The 16,132-nt window shown below is 65.1% G+C and carries 15 protein-coding genes; 6 read left to right on the forward strand and 9 right to left on the reverse strand.

Annotated features, from left to right (window positions below; all coding sequences use genetic code 11):
• Window positions 1-157: 157 nt before the first annotated feature.
• From ACM9LZ_RS13085 to ACM9LZ_RS13095, 3 genes are all read right to left on the reverse strand, one after another.
• On the reverse strand, window positions 158-2,500 hold the full coding sequence (locus ACM9LZ_RS13085) for a 3-hydroxyacyl-CoA dehydrogenase/enoyl-CoA hydratase family protein (protein WP_416619919.1): 2,343 nt from the start codon (window positions 2,498-2,500) through the stop codon (window positions 158-160).
• A gap of 25 nt (window positions 2,501-2,525) precedes the next feature.
• Window positions 2,526-3,668, reverse strand: coding sequence for a thiolase family protein (locus ACM9LZ_RS13090; RefSeq protein ID WP_416619920.1), 1,143 nt, complete (start codon window positions 3,666-3,668; stop codon window positions 2,526-2,528).
• Between the two features lie 155 nt (window positions 3,669-3,823).
• Window positions 3,824-4,258 carry a MerR family transcriptional regulator gene (locus tag ACM9LZ_RS13095; protein ID WP_416619921.1) on the reverse strand — a complete coding sequence of 145 codons (435 nt, stop codon included), beginning with the start codon at window positions 4,256-4,258 and terminating at the stop codon, window positions 3,824-3,826.
• Between the two features lie 193 nt (window positions 4,259-4,451).
• On the opposite strand from ACM9LZ_RS13095, the gene purU reads away from it, so the two are divergent.
• Window positions 4,452-5,324, forward strand: coding sequence for a formyltetrahydrofolate deformylase (gene purU, locus ACM9LZ_RS13100; protein ID WP_416619922.1), 873 nt, complete (start codon window positions 4,452-4,454; stop codon window positions 5,322-5,324).
• Window positions 5,325-5,347: 23 nt separating this feature from the next.
• Here purU and ACM9LZ_RS13105 read toward each other — a convergent pair whose 3' ends face one another.
• The 3 genes from ACM9LZ_RS13105 to ACM9LZ_RS13115 form a co-directional block, all read right to left on the reverse strand.
• Window positions 5,348-5,779 carry an OsmC family protein gene (locus ACM9LZ_RS13105; RefSeq protein WP_416619923.1) on the reverse strand — a complete coding sequence of 144 codons (432 nt, stop codon included), beginning with the start codon at window positions 5,777-5,779 and terminating at the stop codon, window positions 5,348-5,350.
• Window positions 5,780-5,951: 172 nt separating this feature from the next.
• Window positions 5,952-8,207 carry an excinuclease ABC subunit UvrB gene (gene uvrB, locus ACM9LZ_RS13110; protein WP_416619924.1) on the reverse strand — a complete coding sequence of 752 codons (2,256 nt, stop codon included), beginning with the start codon at window positions 8,205-8,207 and terminating at the stop codon, window positions 5,952-5,954.
• 86 nt (window positions 8,208-8,293) lie between these two features.
• Window positions 8,294-8,932, reverse strand: a complete 639-nt coding sequence (locus tag ACM9LZ_RS13115; RefSeq protein ID WP_416619925.1) for a hypothetical protein — start codon at window positions 8,930-8,932, stop codon at window positions 8,294-8,296.
• A gap of 240 nt (window positions 8,933-9,172) precedes the next feature.
• Between ACM9LZ_RS13115 and ACM9LZ_RS13120 the strand changes: the two genes are divergently transcribed.
• Window positions 9,173-10,375, forward strand: a complete 1,203-nt coding sequence (locus ACM9LZ_RS13120; RefSeq protein ID WP_416619926.1) for a pyridoxal phosphate-dependent aminotransferase — start codon at window positions 9,173-9,175, stop codon at window positions 10,373-10,375.
• Window positions 10,376-10,435: 60 nt separating this feature from the next.
• Here ACM9LZ_RS13120 and ACM9LZ_RS13125 read toward each other — a convergent pair whose 3' ends face one another.
• Window positions 10,436-10,681, reverse strand: coding sequence for a hypothetical protein (locus tag ACM9LZ_RS13125; protein WP_416619927.1), 246 nt, complete (start codon window positions 10,679-10,681; stop codon window positions 10,436-10,438).
• 39 nt (window positions 10,682-10,720) lie between these two features.
• Between ACM9LZ_RS13125 and ACM9LZ_RS13130 the strand changes: the two genes are divergently transcribed.
• Genes ACM9LZ_RS13130 through rlmH form a run of 4 tightly spaced genes read left to right on the forward strand, consistent with a single transcriptional unit; the run spans window position 10,721 to window position 13,636 of the window.
• Window positions 10,721-12,055, forward strand: coding sequence for a glutamate-5-semialdehyde dehydrogenase (locus ACM9LZ_RS13130; RefSeq protein ID WP_416620031.1), 1,335 nt, complete (start codon window positions 10,721-10,723; stop codon window positions 12,053-12,055).
• Window positions 12,036-12,725 (forward strand): nicotinate-nucleotide adenylyltransferase, encoded by a 690-nt coding sequence (locus ACM9LZ_RS13135; protein ID WP_416619928.1) that lies wholly within the window; start codon window positions 12,036-12,038, stop codon window positions 12,723-12,725. Before ACM9LZ_RS13130 ends, ACM9LZ_RS13135 begins: the two co-directional genes overlap by 20 nt.
• Before the next feature lie 12 nt (window positions 12,726-12,737).
• Window positions 12,738-13,178: a ribosome silencing factor gene (gene rsfS / locus ACM9LZ_RS13140; protein ID WP_416619929.1), complete on the forward strand. Its 441-nt coding sequence runs from the start codon at window positions 12,738-12,740 to the stop codon at window positions 13,176-13,178.
• A complete protein-coding gene (gene rlmH / locus ACM9LZ_RS13145; RefSeq protein WP_416619930.1) occupies window positions 13,178-13,636 on the forward strand; it encodes a 23S rRNA (pseudouridine(1915)-N(3))-methyltransferase RlmH in 459 nt (152 codons plus the stop codon). The genes rsfS and rlmH overlap by 1 nt, the downstream gene beginning before the upstream one ends.
• 120 nt (window positions 13,637-13,756) lie before the next feature.
• On the opposite strand, the gene ACM9LZ_RS13150 is transcribed toward rlmH, so the two are convergent.
• Both ACM9LZ_RS13150 and ACM9LZ_RS13155 read right to left on the reverse strand, forming a co-directional pair.
• A complete protein-coding gene (locus tag ACM9LZ_RS13150) occupies window positions 13,757-14,833 on the reverse strand; it encodes a PA0069 family radical SAM protein (protein WP_416619931.1) in 1,077 nt (358 codons plus the stop codon).
• A gap of 353 nt (window positions 14,834-15,186) precedes the next feature.
• Window positions 15,187-16,080: a LysR family transcriptional regulator gene (locus tag ACM9LZ_RS13155; protein WP_416619932.1), complete on the reverse strand. Its 894-nt coding sequence runs from the start codon at window positions 16,078-16,080 to the stop codon at window positions 15,187-15,189.
• Window positions 16,081-16,132 lie beyond the last annotated feature (52 nt).

The following is a 16,132-nucleotide window of genomic DNA, read 5'->3' on the forward strand; positions in this document are numbered from 1 at the left end:
CATGGGCCATATCGGCGCTGACCGCGCCTTGCGCTGGATTCCCGCATGCGCGGGAATGACGATAAAGAAGCGATAAAGAGGGTATCAAAGAGTTTCACGAGAAAGACAGGTAAGAGAAATTGGGAGCGGAGAGCCTGAGCCCACCGCCCCCTCAACCTCAGTTCCGCAGCGGCTTGCCGGTTTCCAGCATATGCTCGATGCGGTTGATGGTGCCGCTGGTCTTGGTCAGGGCCAGGAACCCCTCCCGCTCCAGCGTCAGCAGATCGTCTTCCGTCATCACCTGGGTGATGTCGGTGTTGCCGCCGGACAGGACGAAGCCCACGGCGTTGGAGACGACCACATCATGCTTGGTGGCCTTGCCCTGACCGGCGAAGCCTTCGACCGCCATGGAGAAGGCGGTGGCGGCGGCCGGACCCGGCAGGCGGATTTCCGGTTCCTGCGGCGGGGTGTAGTTCGCCGCCAGTTCCAGGGCCTTGGCCTTGGCATCGGCCAGCAGGCGATCCTTGTTGAAGGTGATGCCGTCGGTGGGACGCAGGATCAGCATGTCCTGCGCCTCGAACGCCGACTTGGCGACCTTGGCCGTGCTGATGGCCTCGAAGGCCGCCGACAGGGCCGGCATGGGGCCGCCCGGACGGCGCTTGTTGGCCAGATGGCGGATGACCATCTCCTTCGACCCACCCCAGCCCGGCAGGACACCGACGCCAACCTCCACCAGACCGGTGTAGGTCTCGGCATGGGCCTGCACGGCGGACGAATGGAGCAGCATCTCGCAGCCGCCGCCCAGCGCCATGCCCGTCGGGGCCGACACGGTGGGGAACGGTGCGTATTTCAAGGCCTTGTAGGTCTGCTGACCATCGGCGATCGAGGCTTCGATCTGCGGCCAGAGACCGATATTGATGGCAAACAGGGCCAGACCCAGATTGGCACCGACAGAGAAGTTCGCCGCCTCGTTATGGACGACCAGCGCCTTGTAGGAGCCCGACTTGCCATCGCCGATGATGCCCATGGCCTTGCGGATCATGGCCATGATGTCGGCGTCCAGCGCGTTCATCTTGGAGGTGAATTCCAGGCACAGCACGCCGTCGCCGATATCCCACAGGCTGGCCGAGCCATTCCTGGCGACCGGCTTGGACCCGCGCTTGATGTCGGTGAGCAGCAATACGCCCTCGGCCCGGCGAACCTCAGCATACTCGCCATCGGTGCCCAGGAACAGCAGCTTGGCGCCTTCCACCTTGTAGAAGGGACGGCCGGCCGCCACCTCCACCATGTGCGGGACCTGTTTGCCCTCGGCCTTCAGCTTCTCTGCGAACCAGCCGGTACCCAACTGGTCGATCAGCTCGAACGGGCCGGCCTTCCAGTTATAGCCCAGGCGCATGGCCTCATCGACGGCGGTGATCTGCTCGGCGATCTGCGGCACCAGGTCGGCAGCATAGGACAAGGCCTGCGACAGCACGCGCCAGGCGTACTCGCCGCCCTTGTCGTTGGTCTCCACCAGCGCCTTCAGCCCCTTGGCGGAGGCCGATGCCAGGCTGGCCTTTTCCGACGCGCGGTAGGCGCCGGTGGACAGGTCCAGGGCTTCCTTGATGCGGCGGCCATCCGCCGTCTTGGTCTGGCGGTAGAAGCCGCCCTTGCCCTTGCGGCCCGTATAACCGTCGGCAATCATCTTCGCGATCACCGGGCTTTCGCGGTGGATGCGGCGATAATCATCGTCGGCCGGCAGGGTCGACAGCAGCGACTTGGAGATCAGCGGCATCAGGTCCAGACCGACCAGATCGATCAGGCCGAAGGTGCCGGTCTTGGGAATGCCCATGGGACGGCTGGTGATGGCATCCGCCTCTTCCACCGTCAGGCCGCCATCCATCGCCTCGTTCACGGCGACGGCCATGAAATAGGTGCCGATGCGGTTGGCGATGAAGCCCGGCGTGTCCTTGCATTCCACCACGCCCTTGCCCAGCACCTTGTCGCAGAAGGCACTGACGGTTTCAAAGGCATCCGACCGGGTCTTCGGGCCCTTCACAACTTCCAGCAGGCGCATATAGCGCGGCGGATTGAAGAAGTGGGTGATGCAGAAGTCCGACGCGAACCGTTCGGACTGTCCATCCAGCAGGATGGACAGCGGAATGGTGGACGTGTTGGACGAGACGATGGAGCCGTCTTTGCGCACCTTGTCCAGCTTCTGGTACAGGTCGTGCTTGATTTTCGGGTTTTCCAGCACGGCCTCGACGATCCAGTCGACGTCGGCCAGCTTCTCCAGATCGTCCTCGATATTGCCGGGGGTGACCAGACGGGCCGCCTTCTTGTGCATGAAGGGGGCCGGATCGGTCTTCAGCATCTTCTCGATGGCCGTCTTGGCGACGACCGACCGGTCGCCCCCATTGTCCTTCACGGCCTGCGGAACGATGTCCAGCAGATAGACCGGGATACCCGCATTGGCGATATGGGCGGCGATGCCGCTGCCCATAACGCCGGCGCCGATGACGGCGGCTTTCTTGATGGTCATGGGGTTGTTCCTCCCGCCTTGCCGATCAGACCGCTTCCAGGATGGTGGCAATGCCCTGGCCGCCGCCGATGCACTGGGTGGCCAGCGCCAGGGACTTGCCCTCCCGCACCAGCAGGCTGGCGGCCTTGCCGGTGATGCGGGCACCGGTGGCGCCCAGCGGGTGGCCCAGCGCCAGGGCGCCGCCATCCAGGTTAACCTTGGCCGGGTCGAAGCCCAGTTCCTTGGCAACCGTCATGGACTGCACGGCGAACGCCTCGTTGCTTTCCACGATGTCGATATCGGCGATGGTCAGGCCGGCGCGGGCCAGCGCCTTGCGGGTGGACGGAACGGGGCCATAGCCCATGATGGTGGCATCACAGCCGGAAACCGCGATGGAACGGATCTTGGCCAGAACCTTCAGGCCATGGGCCTTGGCGAAATCCTCCGAACAGACCAGCGTGGCCGATGCCCCGTCGGTCAGGGGGGAAGAGGTGCCGGCGGTAACGGTACCGTTCTCCGCATCGAAGGCCAGCTTCAGGGTGGACAGGGTTTCCGCCGTGGTGCCGGGGCGGATGCAGCCATCCTGGCTCACCACCTTGCCGCCGGGCGTGGTGATGGAGACGATTTCGGCTTCCAGCCGGCCCTCGGCCTGGGCCTTGGCGGCCTTGGCATGGGACTGGACGGCATAGGCCTCCTGCTCGGCGCGGGAGAAGCCGAACTTCTTGGCCAGATTTTCGGCCGTGATGCCCATGGCCATGTAGGCACCGGGGTTGGCGGCATGCAGGGCCGCGTTGGGCATCGGGTTGTAGCCGCCCATCGGCACGCGGGACATGCTTTCCACGCCGGCGGCGATGAAGCAGTCACCCGCACCCATCGCAATGGCGCCGGCGGCCTGATGGATCGACTGCATGGACGATCCGCAGAAACGGTTCACGGTCGTGCCGGCCACCGACTGCGGCAGGCCCGCGATCATGGCGATCAGCTTGGCGACGTTGAAGCCCTGCTCCCCTTCCGGGAAGGCGCAGCCGACGATCAGGTCTTCCACCGCCGCGCCGTCAACGCCGGTGCGGGCCAGCAATTCCTTGACGACGGCGGCCGCCAGGTCATCCGGACGGACCTTCGTCAGCTCGCCCTTGTGGGCCACATGGAAAGGGGACCGGGCATAACCGGCAATGACGACGTTCTTCATGTCAGGGGCACTCCTCGCCTTCTAAGGTGGCTGTGGCCCGTCTTCGTCGGACGGTGCCGTCACGTTTATGGAAAATAAGGTAACCCAGGATCGATGATGGTGATGTGATCGTTCCGCCTCGGAAACCGTTCCGGGCGGCCTGTTCCCTGCCCGGCCTATTCGGTCTGCACCGGCACGCCCTTGGCGTGAAGATGCGTCACGATCATGCCGTCGATCTCATGCAATTCCTTCAGCGTCTGTTGCACATCGCGCAACTGCTGCTCCAGATGCACGATACGGTCGCGCGCCCGGCGCAGCAGATAGGTCATCTGCTCCACCTGCGCCTCGTCCGTGTCGTACAGGTCCAGGAAATCCTTGATCTCGCCGATGGAGAAGCCCAGCCGCTTGCCGCGGCAGATCAGCTTCAGCCGGGCGCGGTCGCGGTGGTCGTAAACGCGGGTCTGGCCGACACGCGCCGGGGAGATCAGCCCCTCATCCTCATAAAAACGCAGCGACCGCAGCGTCAGACCGAATTCCTCCGCCAACTGGCCGATCGTGAAGGTCTGCGCCCCGGCGTCGGCCGGCTTGGCCTGTTCGATGGTGTTCAGCATGCAACGGCCCTTGTCACTGACAGGAAGCTTACGTTTACGTAAAAGGTAAGTCACCCTTCCCAATACGTCAAGCGGTTTTTGCATGGCGGCCATCTGTGCGGCCCTGATGCTACATCTGGGGGTGGACAAGTGCCACTGCCAACCGCAACTCTCCCCGCCCCTGGCTTTTTTTCGATTTCGATGGGTTCGCGCGATGTCTGTGACGGGTGAAAAAGGTCCTTATGTGCTGGTGGTCCGGTGTCCGGACCGCAAGGGCATCGTGGCGGCGGTGTCGACCTATCTGGCGCGGCACGATGCTTCCATCACGGAATCGAACCATTTCAACGATGCCATCAACGACCTGTTCTTCATGCGCACGGTGTTCCGCGCCGACGGCCCGGAATTTCCCGATCTGGCAGCGCTGAAGGAAGGGTTCGCCCCCATCGCGGCTGCCCATGACATGCGCTGGGAACTGCATGACATGGGCGTGAAGCCCAAGGTCGTGATTGCCGTGTCGAAATTCGGCCATTGCCTTTACGATCTGCTGCACCGGCAGCGGTCCGGCATCCTGCGCATGGATATCCCGGCCGTGGTATCGAACCATGATGACATGCGCAGCTTTGTCGAATGGTCGGGCATCCCATACCACCACCTGCCCGTCGGCCGGGACAACAAGGCCGAGCAGGAGGCCCGCTTCACGCAGATCATCAAGGATAGCGGCGCCGATCTTGTCGTGCTGGCGCGCTACATGCAAATCCTGTCGCCGGAATTCTGCGACGTGCTGGAAGGGCGTTGCATCAACATCCATCACAGCTTCCTGCCCAGTTTCAAGGGTGCCAAGCCCTATCATCAGGCGCATGACCGCGGCGTCAAGATCATCGGTGCCACGGCCCATTTCGTGACCAGGGCGCTGGATGAAGGCCCCATCATCGAACAGGACATCCAGCGTGTGGACCATAGCCACACGCCGGATGACCTGGTGAACATGGGGCGCGACGTGGAATGTGCCGTGCTGGCCCGCGCCGTGAAGTGGCAGCTTGAACATCGCATCATCATGGACGGCAAGCGGACCGTGATCTTCCGCTGACCGGCGGCGGATCAGGCCGGGGTTCAGGCCAGCGTCGCGTTCAACCGCACCTCGGCGTTCAGCACCTTGGACACGGGGCACATGGCCTTGGCCTGCCCCGCCACCTCCTGGAACCTGTCGGCCGCGATGCCCGGCACCCTGGCCGACAGGGTCAGTTCCACCGCCGCGATCTTCCAGCCGCCGCCTTCGCTTTCCATGATCAGCACGGCCCCGGTCTTCAACTCGTCGGGCGGAAAGCCGGCCGCGGTCAGAAGAAAGGAAAGCTGCATCGAAAAGCAGCCGGCATGGGCCGCGGCGATCAGTTCTTCCGGATTGGTGCCCTTGCCGTCGCCAAAGCGTGCGACGAAGCTGTAGGGCACATTGGACAATGTGGCACTCTGCGTCGACAAGGTGCTGCTGCCATCCTTGCCCGTGCCATGCCAGACGGCATTGGCGGTGCGCTTGATCTGGGCCATACCCGCGTCTCCCCGCGATAAGGTTGTGTGGGATGAGGGTAGCACCAGTTCGTGACAGGGGGCAGCGGCCGAAAGCGGTTTTTATCGCAATCGGACGTATTTTATCTTTGGCTGGAAGGACATTGGGGTCGCGCAGGCGCCGCCGGAGCCGTTTCCGGGCAACCGAAAACAGCTAACGCCGCTTCTTCGTGTTCTTGCCGCCGAACTCGATCCCGCCCACATTCAGGCCGCCATCCTTGGTCTTGGCCGCCCCTTTCGTGCGGCCGCCCGGTTTCCTTTCCGGCTTCGCCGGGCCGCGGGGACGTTCCCCCTGGGCCGACGCGCGGATGGGGCTGGAACCGGGGGCAAGGCCCAGATCGATGGCTTCCAGCCGGCGGATCTCGTCGCGGATGCGGCCCGCCTCCTCGAACTCCAGATCGGCCGCGGCCGCACGCATCTTCTTTTCCAGTTCGGCGATGATGGTCTTGATATCCTTGCCGGCCAGGCCGATACCTTCGGCGGCACCGGTATCGACCTCCACCCGGTCGCCACGCTCATAGACGCTGCCCAGGATGTCGGCGATGTTCTTCTTCACCGATTCCGGCGTGATGCCATGTTCGGCGTTGTAGGCCAACTGCCTGGCCCGGCGGCGCGCCGTTTCCTCCAGCGCCGCCTTCATGCTGTTGGTTTCCCGGTCGGCATAAAGGATGGCCCTGCCTTCCACGTTGCGCGCGGCCCGGCCGATGGTCTGGATCAGGCTGGTCCGGCTGCGCAGATACCCTTCCTTGTCGGCATCCAGGATGGCGACAAGGCCGCATTCGGGAATGTCCAGCCCCTCGCGCAGCAGGTTGATGCCGATCAGCACATCGAACACCCCCAGCCGCAAATCGCGGATGATCTCGATCCGCTCCAGCGTTTCCACGTCGGAATGGATGTAGCGGACCTTGATCCCCGCCTCCATCATATATTCGGTCAGCGCCTCGGCCATCTTCTTGGTCAGCGTCGTGACCAGCACGCGCAAGCCCCGGGCCGTGACCTCCCGCACCTCCGCCATCACGTCATCGACCTGGGTATCGGTGGGCCGGATGATGACCTCCGGATCGACCAACCCCGTGGGACGCACCACCTGTTCGGTGAAGACCCCGCCGGTCCGTTCCATCTCCCAATCGCCCGGGGTGGCGGAAACAAAGACCGTCTGGGGCCGCATGGCGTCCCATTCCTCGAACTTCAGCGGCCGGTTGTCGGCGCAGGAAGGCAGGCGGAAACCATATTCCGACAGGGTCGACTTGCGCATGAAGTCGCCCCTGTACATGCCGCCGACCTGCGGCACCATCACGTGGCTTTCATCCACGATCAGCAGGGCTTCGGGCGGCAGATACTCAAACAGGGTCGGCGGCGGCTCACCGGGATTGCGGCCCGACAGGTAGCGGGAATAATTCTCGATCCCCGCGCAGGAGCCGGTGGCCACCATCATCTCGATATCGAAGGTGGTGCGCTGTTCCAGGCGCTGGGCTTCCAGCAGCTTGCCCTGCGGCACCAACTCGTCCAGCCGCAGCTTAAGGTCGCGCTTGATCTGTTCAACGGCCTGGAACAGGGTGGGCTTCGGCGTGACATAATGGCTGTTGGCATAGATGCGGACCTCCTTCATGGCGGCGAGCTTCTCGCCCGTCAGGGGGTCGATCTCGTGGATGGCCTCCAACTCGTCCCCGAACAGCGACAGGCGCCAGGCGCGGTCCTCCAGGTGGGCGGGGAAAAGCTCGACCGTATCGCCGCGCACCCGGAACGACCCACGCCCGAATCCCAGATCGGTGCGCCGGTACTGCAACTCCACCAGCCTTTGCAGGAAGGCCTGCCGGTTCAAATCCTGTCCCGTCTTCAGCGGGATGGTCATTTCCGAATAGGTTTCCACCGACCCGATGCCATAGATGCAGGAAACCGACGCCACGATGATGCAGTCCCGCCGTTCCAGCAGTGCGCGGGTGGCGGCGTGGCGCATGCGGTCGATCTGCTCGTTGATCGAGCTTTCCTTCTCGATATAGGTGTCGGTCCGGGGCACATAGGCTTCCGGCTGGTAGTAATCGTAATAGCTGACAAAATATTCCACGGCATTGTTGGGGAAGAAGCTTTTCATCTCCCCGTAAAGCTGGGCAGCCAATGTCTTGTTGGGGGCCAGGATCAGGGTCGGCCGCTGCACCCGCTGGATGACATGGGCCATGGTGAAGGTCTTGCCCGATCCCGTGACGCCCAGCAGGACCTGATCCTTCTCCCCCGCCAAAAGCCCCGCGGTCAGTTCCCCGATCGCCTGCGGCTGGTCGCCGGCCGGCGTATATTCCGACACCACGGTCAGCGGTTCCAGGAACGGCCGTTCCTCCACCGTGATGCGCCAGGGCAGCGCGGCATCGGGGGCGGCGGCGGACGGGGCGGCGGCGGGGGTGGCTTTCTGGCTCATGCCCCGTAATCTATGCCGCCCCGTGCCCCGGTGGAAGGGGGTATGATCCGTTTTTGTTCCCCATCACCATCCATCCGGTGACGGGATCATCCCGCCCGCCGGCCCTTGGGTGCGGGCGTGGCGGCGGCGGCCGAGCTTTGCTTCAGCGCCAGTGACAGGCTTTCCCAGGCGGCGTCCATCCCCTGGTTCTGGGCCCCGTCCTCCGCCACCATCTCCCGCACGAGACGGATCAGATCGTCGGGTACGCAGGCCGTCTTGACATTGGCGCTGACGAATTCCGCCGCCCGCGGAAAGACGCACATCACCCGGACCCGCACCAGCGGAAACCGGCCGCGGATGGCGGAGATCAGGGGATGAAGCTGCAGAACGGGATTGATGAAGGCACCGACCGTATGGTCCGGGCGCACATATTTCCAATGGCCGGCGTTCTGGGGACACCGCACCTGCCCCGCCACATCGGCCGGGGCGGAGGTGATCATCAGGATGCTGGCCGGCAGGCGAAGCACATGATCGACGCGGATCAGCCCCGCCTTGCCGCCATTCACCTTGATGTCGTTCAGCATGGGGTAGGAGAGTTCCTCCAACTCCATACGGCGCTTGAACAGCTCGGCATTGTACTGGCGGGCGGAAACCGGCTTCACCCGCTTGGGCTTGACCGAAAGCGCGAAGGTGACCACCAGGGTGATCACCACGAGGGCGATCGCCGAAAAGGTGATCAGGTCCACGACCGGGACCCCCAGGAATGTCGATATCTCCGTCAGCATAAAGGGGGGATACCGCAATATCGCCGTTTTGTCACGGGTGGGAGGCCGGCAATCCACCCGGAAAGGGTGCCGCCCACCCCTGTTCAAAACGCGCGCGTCCTATAACAATCCTGTGCTTGGCGACAATGATCGACCGCTTTAAGGTCCCTGCCCGGTCACAATATGTCCCGATCAGGGGCTGTCCCAACCAGGGGAAAATGAATGCCGTTCCTTGCCGACCGCCTGTCCCGCATCAAGCCCTCGCCCACCATCGCGGTGACGAGCAAGGCCCGCGCGCTGAAAGCCGCAGGCCGCGATGTGATCGGTCTGGGCGCTGGTGAACCCGATTTCGACACGCCGGAAAACATCCGCGCCGCCGGCATCCGCGCCATCGAGCAGGGCCAGACCCGTTACACCGACGTGGACGGCACGCCGGAACTGAAGAAGGCCATCTGCGCCAAGTTCGCGCGCGAGAACGGCCTGACCTATGCCCCGGATCAGGTGACGGTGGGCGTGGGCGGCAAGCAGGTGCTGTACAATGCCCTGATGGCCACCCTGAATGCCGGCGACGAGGTGATCATCCCCGCGCCCTACTGGGTGTCCTACCCCGACATGGTGCTGCTGGCCGAGGGAACGCCCGTATCCGTGGCCTGCCCGGCCGAGAACGGCTTCAAGCTGCTGCCCGCCGACCTGGAAGCGGCCATCACGCCGAAAACCAAGTGGCTGATCCTGAACAGCCCCTCCAACCCGACCGGCGCCGCCTATACCGGTGACGAGCTGAAGGCGCTGGGGGCCGTGCTGCTGAAGCACCCGCATGTGTACGTCATGACCGACGACATGTACGAACATCTCGTCTATGACGATTTCACCTTCACGACCATTGCCCAGGTGGTGCCGGAACTCTATGACCGCACGCTGACGGTCAACGGCGTGTCCAAATCCTATTCCATGACGGGCTGGCGCATCGGGTATGCTGCTGGCCCGAAGGCCCTGATCAAGGCCATGGGCGTGATCCAGAGCCAGTCGACCAGCAACCCGACCAGCATTTCCCAGGCCGCTGCCGTGGAAGCGCTGAACGGTCCGCAGGACTTCATCAAGGAACGGGCCGGTGTGTTCCAGAAGCGCCGCGATCTGGTCGTCTCCATGCTGAACCAGGCCGCCGGCCTGTCCTGCCCCAACCCGGAAGGCGCGTTCTACGTCTATCCGTCCTGCGCCGGCACCATCGGCAAGACGGCCCCGACGGGCAAGGTGATTGAAACGGACGAGGATTTCGCATCCGAATTGCTGGAAGCGGAAGGCGTCGCGGTCGTGCATGGCGCGGCTTTCGGCCTGTCGCCCTTCTTCCGCATCTCCTACGCCACCAGCACCGAAGTGCTGGAGGAAGCCTGCACACGCATCCAGCGCTTCTGCGCCAGCTTGACGTAAAAGCCGCCGCCGTTCCCCCGCAGAACCGGGGGAACGGCGCGCCGGTCACAGGAAAAGCGGTCAGGCCAGGATGTCCAGCAGCCGCTGGAAATTCTGCTGATCGGTCTTCATGATGGCCACACTGGCGCCGGCCGCCACTTCCGCCTGTTTCACGTCCAGGATGACGGCCGGGTCCAGATTGCCGGCGGCCACCTGGGCCGCCGCGGCCTGCATATCGGCCTGTGCGCCCGTGAAGCCTTGCAGTCCGGCACGGGTCAGGTCGGAAGGTGCGCTGGTGATGCTGCTGGTGATGCTGCTGATCGACATGGGCGACAGCATAGCATGGCCGGCATCACCGCGTCAGGGATGAAAGCAACCCGCCGACAGGGTAGGGTCAGTCGCACAACCGTAACGGAAACCACCGCCATGGACAGCATCGACCGCCAGGATATCGCCGCCGCCATGGATGCGCTGGGCCGCCGCGCCCGGGCCGCGTCCGCCATCGTGGCCGCCGCCCCGGCCGCGACGCGGGACCACGCGCTGCGCACTGCGGCCGCCCGGCTGCGTGAAACGCAGGCCGACATCCTGGCCGCCAATGCCATGGACATGGACGCCGCGGCCGAAAAGGGCCTGTCCGCCGCCATGCTGGACCGGCTGATGCTGAACCCCGCCCGGGTGGATGCCATCGCCCGCGGACTGGAGGAAATCGCCGACCGGCCCGATCCGCTGGGCACCGTCCTGGAACGCTGGGAGCGCCCCAATGGACTGCGGTTCGAAAAGGTGCGCGTGCCGCTGGGCGTGATCGGCATCATCTTCGAAAGCCGGCCCAACGTGACGGCCGATGCCGGGGGCCTCTGCCTGAAATCCGGCAATGCCGCCATCCTGCGCGGCGGGTCGGAGAGCTTTCACACCGCGCGCGCCATCCTGGCGGCACTGCATGCCGGGCTGGATGCGGCCGGGCTGCCCCGTGACGCCATCCAGATGCCGTCCACCACCGACCGTGCCGCCGTGGGTGCGATGCTGACCATGACCCGCTGGATCGATGTCGTCATCCCGCGCGGTGGCAAGTCGCTGACGGGGCGGGTCGCTGCCGAGTCGCGCGTGCCGGTGATCTACCACCTGGATGGCATCTGCCATGTCTACCTCGACCGGGCGGCCGATGCCGATAAGGCGCGGCGCGTCACGCTGAACGCCAAGATGCGCCGCACGGGCATCTGTGGTGCGGCAGAAACGCTTCTGGTTCACAAGGATGTGGTGGCCACCCTGCTGCCCGCCGTGCTGGCGGACCTGTTCCAGGCCGGCTGCGAGATCCGCGGCGATGCGGCCGTCCAGGCGCTGGACGCGCGCGTCCAGCCGGCGACCGATACGGATTGGGACACCGAATATCTGGATGCCATCCTGTCGGTGAAGGTCGTGGACGATGTGGACGCGGCCATCGAGCATATCGCCCGGCATGGCAGCCACCATACGGACAGCATCGTGACCGAGGACGATACCGCTGCCGCCCGCTTCCTGTCGCGGGTGGACAGTGGCATCGTGCTGCATAATGCCTCCACCCAGTTCGCCGATGGCGGGGAGTTCGGCTTCGGGGCGGAAATCGGCATTTCCACGGGCAAGCTGCATGCCCGCGGCCCCGTGGGGGCGGAGCAGTTGACCAGCTACAAGTATGTGGTGCGGGGCGATGGGCATACGCGGCCCTGACCGCCCTGCCCCGCCCGCCACGCATGGCGGCACCGGCCGCACCCCGCCCAGACCGCTGGCCAACGGCCTTTGGCGGGGCTTGAGGATCGGCCTGCTGGGGGGGTCATTCAACCCCGCCCATGAAGGCCACCGGCACATGTCGCTGATGGCGCTGAAGCGGCTGGGGCTGGATCAGGTCTGGTGGCTGGTCAGCCCGCAGAATCCGCTCAAGCCCCTGGACGGGATGGGGAAATTGCAGGACCGCATCACCCGCGCGCGCGCCGTGGCCGCCCATCCGCGCATTATTGTCAGCGACATCGAAACGCGGCTGGGCACCCGCTTCACGGTGGACACGCTGGCCGCGCTGAAGACCCGTTTTCCGGCCACCCGCTTCGTCTGGCTGATGGGGGCCGACAATCTGGTCCAGGTGCCGCGCTGGCGGTCCTGGACCCGGATATTCACCACGGTGCCGGTTGCAGTCTTCCCCAGACATCCCTATTCTACGCAGGCGCTGGGCGGCAAGGCTTCCCGGCGATTTGCCGCTATGCGTGTCGATGCGCGGCGGGCGCCCGGTCTGGCCGACCTGCCGCCGCCCGCCTGGGTCTTCCTGGAAGCCCCGCTGCATCCCGCATCGGCAACGGCCATCCGGCAACAACGGGCGGCCGGGACCCAGGCAGTTGAGACCCGCTAAGGATTGATGTAGGTGACCCAGATCGTGAGTGCAGAAAATACCCCGCAGCCGGTGGCCGGCGCCGTTGCCGCCCAAGACATGCCGGAGCGCACCCTTGAACTGATCCTGTCCGTACTGGACGAGGACAAGGCCGAGGACACGATCACCATCGACCTGCGCGGCAAGACCAGCATGGCCGACTATCTGGTCGTCACGACGGGCCGGTCGGCCCGCCAGGTGGGCGCCATGGCCGACCATCTGGTGCGCCGCCTGCGCGACCTGGGCATCCATGCCGGCAATCCGGAAGGCTATCCTCAGTGCGACTGGGTGCTGGTCGATGGCGGCGACGTGATCGTGCATCTGTTCCGGCCGGAAGTGCGCGCCTTCTATTGCATCGAAAAGATGTGGGGCGTGGAGCCGCCGGCCTCGCTGAAGGCGCTGACGGCCGGGTTCGACGGCGGGCCGGCGCAGTAATGCGCCTCTGGCTGGCCGCCGTCGGCAAGGCAAGACCTGGCCCTGCCCGCGACCTGTTCGAGGAATACAAGGCCCGGATCGCGTGGCCCTTCACCCTGCGCGAGGTGGAAAGCCGCAAGCGGCTGGAAGGGGACGAGTTGAAGCGGGCAGAGGCCGAGCTTCTGCTGGCCGCCCTTCCCGCCGGCGCCACGCTGGTGGCGCTGGACGAGCGCGGGCGCATGATGGGATCGGAGGATTTCGCCGCCCGCATGGGCCAGTGGCGCGATGCCGCCGTAGGGGATCTGGCTTTCGTGATCGGGGGGGCGGACGGGCTGGATGCCGGCATCCGGCAAAGGGCCGCCCTGGTGCTGGCCTTCAGCCCCATGACATGGCCGCACATGATGGTGCGCGGCATGCTGGCCGAACAGCTCTACCGCGCCCAGCAGATCCTGGCCGGTCATCCCTACCACCGCGCCTGATACGCGCGCATGGGCGCTCAACACGCCAATCAGGTGGCGGATGAGGAGTTCCACCTGCCGCCGTTGGCATGACAGTCCGCCTGCCACTCTTCCCGTCCAGGCACAAGGGCGCCGGGCCATTCAGAAAAGCTGAAGCTGGTCACCCACCGCCGGTGGCACACGGAAGCGGGAACAGTCCATGTCCCAGCGGCGGGCATTCAGACCCAACCGCCTCGCCGCCAGCCTGAACCGCTGACGCAACAGTTCGGCATAGGGGCCCGTCCCCTTCATGCGGGTTCCGAATGCGGACCGGTAGAGCGCGCCGTCACGGGACTGCCGGATCAGGGACAGTACCCGTTCTGCCCGGTCCGGATAATGCGCCCGCAGCCATTCCTCGAACAGTCCGGCAATTTCCAATGGCAGGCGCAGCAGGATGTAGCTGGCGCCACCGGCCCCCGCCCCGGCTGCCGCTTCCATGATGTCTTCCAACTCATGATCATTCAGGGCCGGGATCATCGGACTGGCCAGGACGGTCACGGGGATGCCGGCCGCCGCCAGGGTGCGCATGGTCTCCAGCCGCCGCCCCGGCGTGCTGGCCCGCGGCTCCATGCGACGCGCCAGATCACGGTCCAGCGTCGTCACGGAAAGGGCGACGCGCGCCAGCCCCATGGCCGCCATAGGGGCCAGGATGTCGATATCACGGGTGACCAGCGCCGATTTCGTGATGATGCCGACGGGCTGGTTGAAATCGCGGCAAACCTCCAGGATCTGGCGGGTGATGCCTTCTTCCCGCTCGATCGGCTGATAAGGATCGGTGTTGGCCCCCAAAGCCAGCGGCTGACAGCGGTAGGAGCGGGACCGCAGTTCCCGCGCCAGCAAGGCCGCCCCGTCGCGCTTTGCGAACAGCCGCGTTTCAAAATCCAGGCCCGGTGACAGGCCCAGATAGGCATGCGTCGGCCGCGCAAAGCAATAGACGCAGCCATGCTCGCAACCGCGATAGGGGTTCAGGGAGAAATCGAACGGGACATCGGGGGATTCATTGCTGTTGATCACGCGGCGCGCATCGTCGGGCAGGACGGTCGTGCGCAGCGGCGGCTCCGGCTCATGCGCGCGCGACCAGCCATCATCCACCAGCACCCGCTTTTCCCGCTCGAACCGGGAGCTTTCGTTGCTGACCGCAGCGCGCCCCTTGACCGGCGTGCCCTGCAACTCATCCATCCGGCACCCCCATTTAAGAACATAAAGTGAACATATCAGATAGCCGGCGGGAGCGCCAGGGGCCCCGTGGCGAGCGGCCCGCCTCCACAGCAGGGCGACAGCACCACCGGCCCGCTGCCGCCAGGTCTTGATGATATTGCGGAGAAATCGCCAGCCGGACCCTCCAAGATGGAGACACGGGCGAATGGCCGGCATAGTGAACCCGGTTGGCAGTTCCCGCGATGAAAACGGTCGCGGACTGTCATCTGCACGGCGTCGTTATCCGCACCGAAACGATCGGTGTTGGCTGAAGAAGGCTGCTGCCGTCCCGCAAGGGATCAGGTTCGGGTGTCAAGCGATATTGGGCCAAGCCCTCACACGGCCCTGCGAGCCCGAAGCGTCTGCTTGAACAATTCGAAGGCCGTCGTACCCCGCCGAGCGGGGTAATAGAGATGGTAGCCGGCGAACGGCTCGCACCAGGGTTCCAGCAGGCGGATGAGACGACCATCGGCCATCGGCGCGGCAACCAGATCCTCCAGAACGTAGAGGATGCCGAAACCCTCCAGGGCGGCAGCCACCAGCAGGTCAGCGTCGTTGAACACCGGCCCGCGCCCCGGGCTGATCTTCATCGCATGACCGTTGCGTTCGAACGACCAGCAAGACAGCTCGCCATACGCATCGCGGTAGGCGATACAGCGATGCGCCACCAGATCGGCCGGCTCCTTCGGCGCCGGATGGTCGTTGAGATAGCCGGGGGCGGCCACAACCGCAACGCGAAGCGGCGGGCCGACGGCCATCGCGATCATGTCCTTCTCCAGCCGCTCACCAAGCCGGATACCCGCATCGTAGCGGCCCGCGACGACATCGGTCATCCCGCTCTCCACGCACACCTCCACCTCGATGCCGGGGTGGAGGCGCATGAAGGCGGGCAGCATCGGCCACAGCACTGTATCGGCTGCATGTTTGCCTGTCGTGATCCGGACGGTGCCGATCGCGGCGCCTCGTGCCTGTGACAGCGCCTCGATCTCCTCGTCCAGCCCGGCCAGTGCCGGCGACAGGGTGGCAAGCAGGCGCTCGCCGGCAGCGGTCGGGGCGACGCTTCGCGTCGTGCGGGAAAGCAGACGAAACCCGAGTTGGCTCTCCAGCCGCTTCATGGTCTGGCTCAATGCCGACTGCGTGACGCCGAGACGCCGCGCGGCACGTGTGAAGCTGCGGTCGGAGGCGATTGCCGCGAAAACGGCGAGGTCGCCGAGCTGATCCGGACGCATTGATAAATCCTGCTACTTGGGCCCATTACTTATTAGCCAATTATCTTGATCA

Source organism: Niveispirillum fermenti (assembly GCF_048066175.1).
GTDB classification, from domain to species: Bacteria; Pseudomonadota; Alphaproteobacteria; order Azospirillales; family Azospirillaceae; genus Niveispirillum; species Niveispirillum fermenti.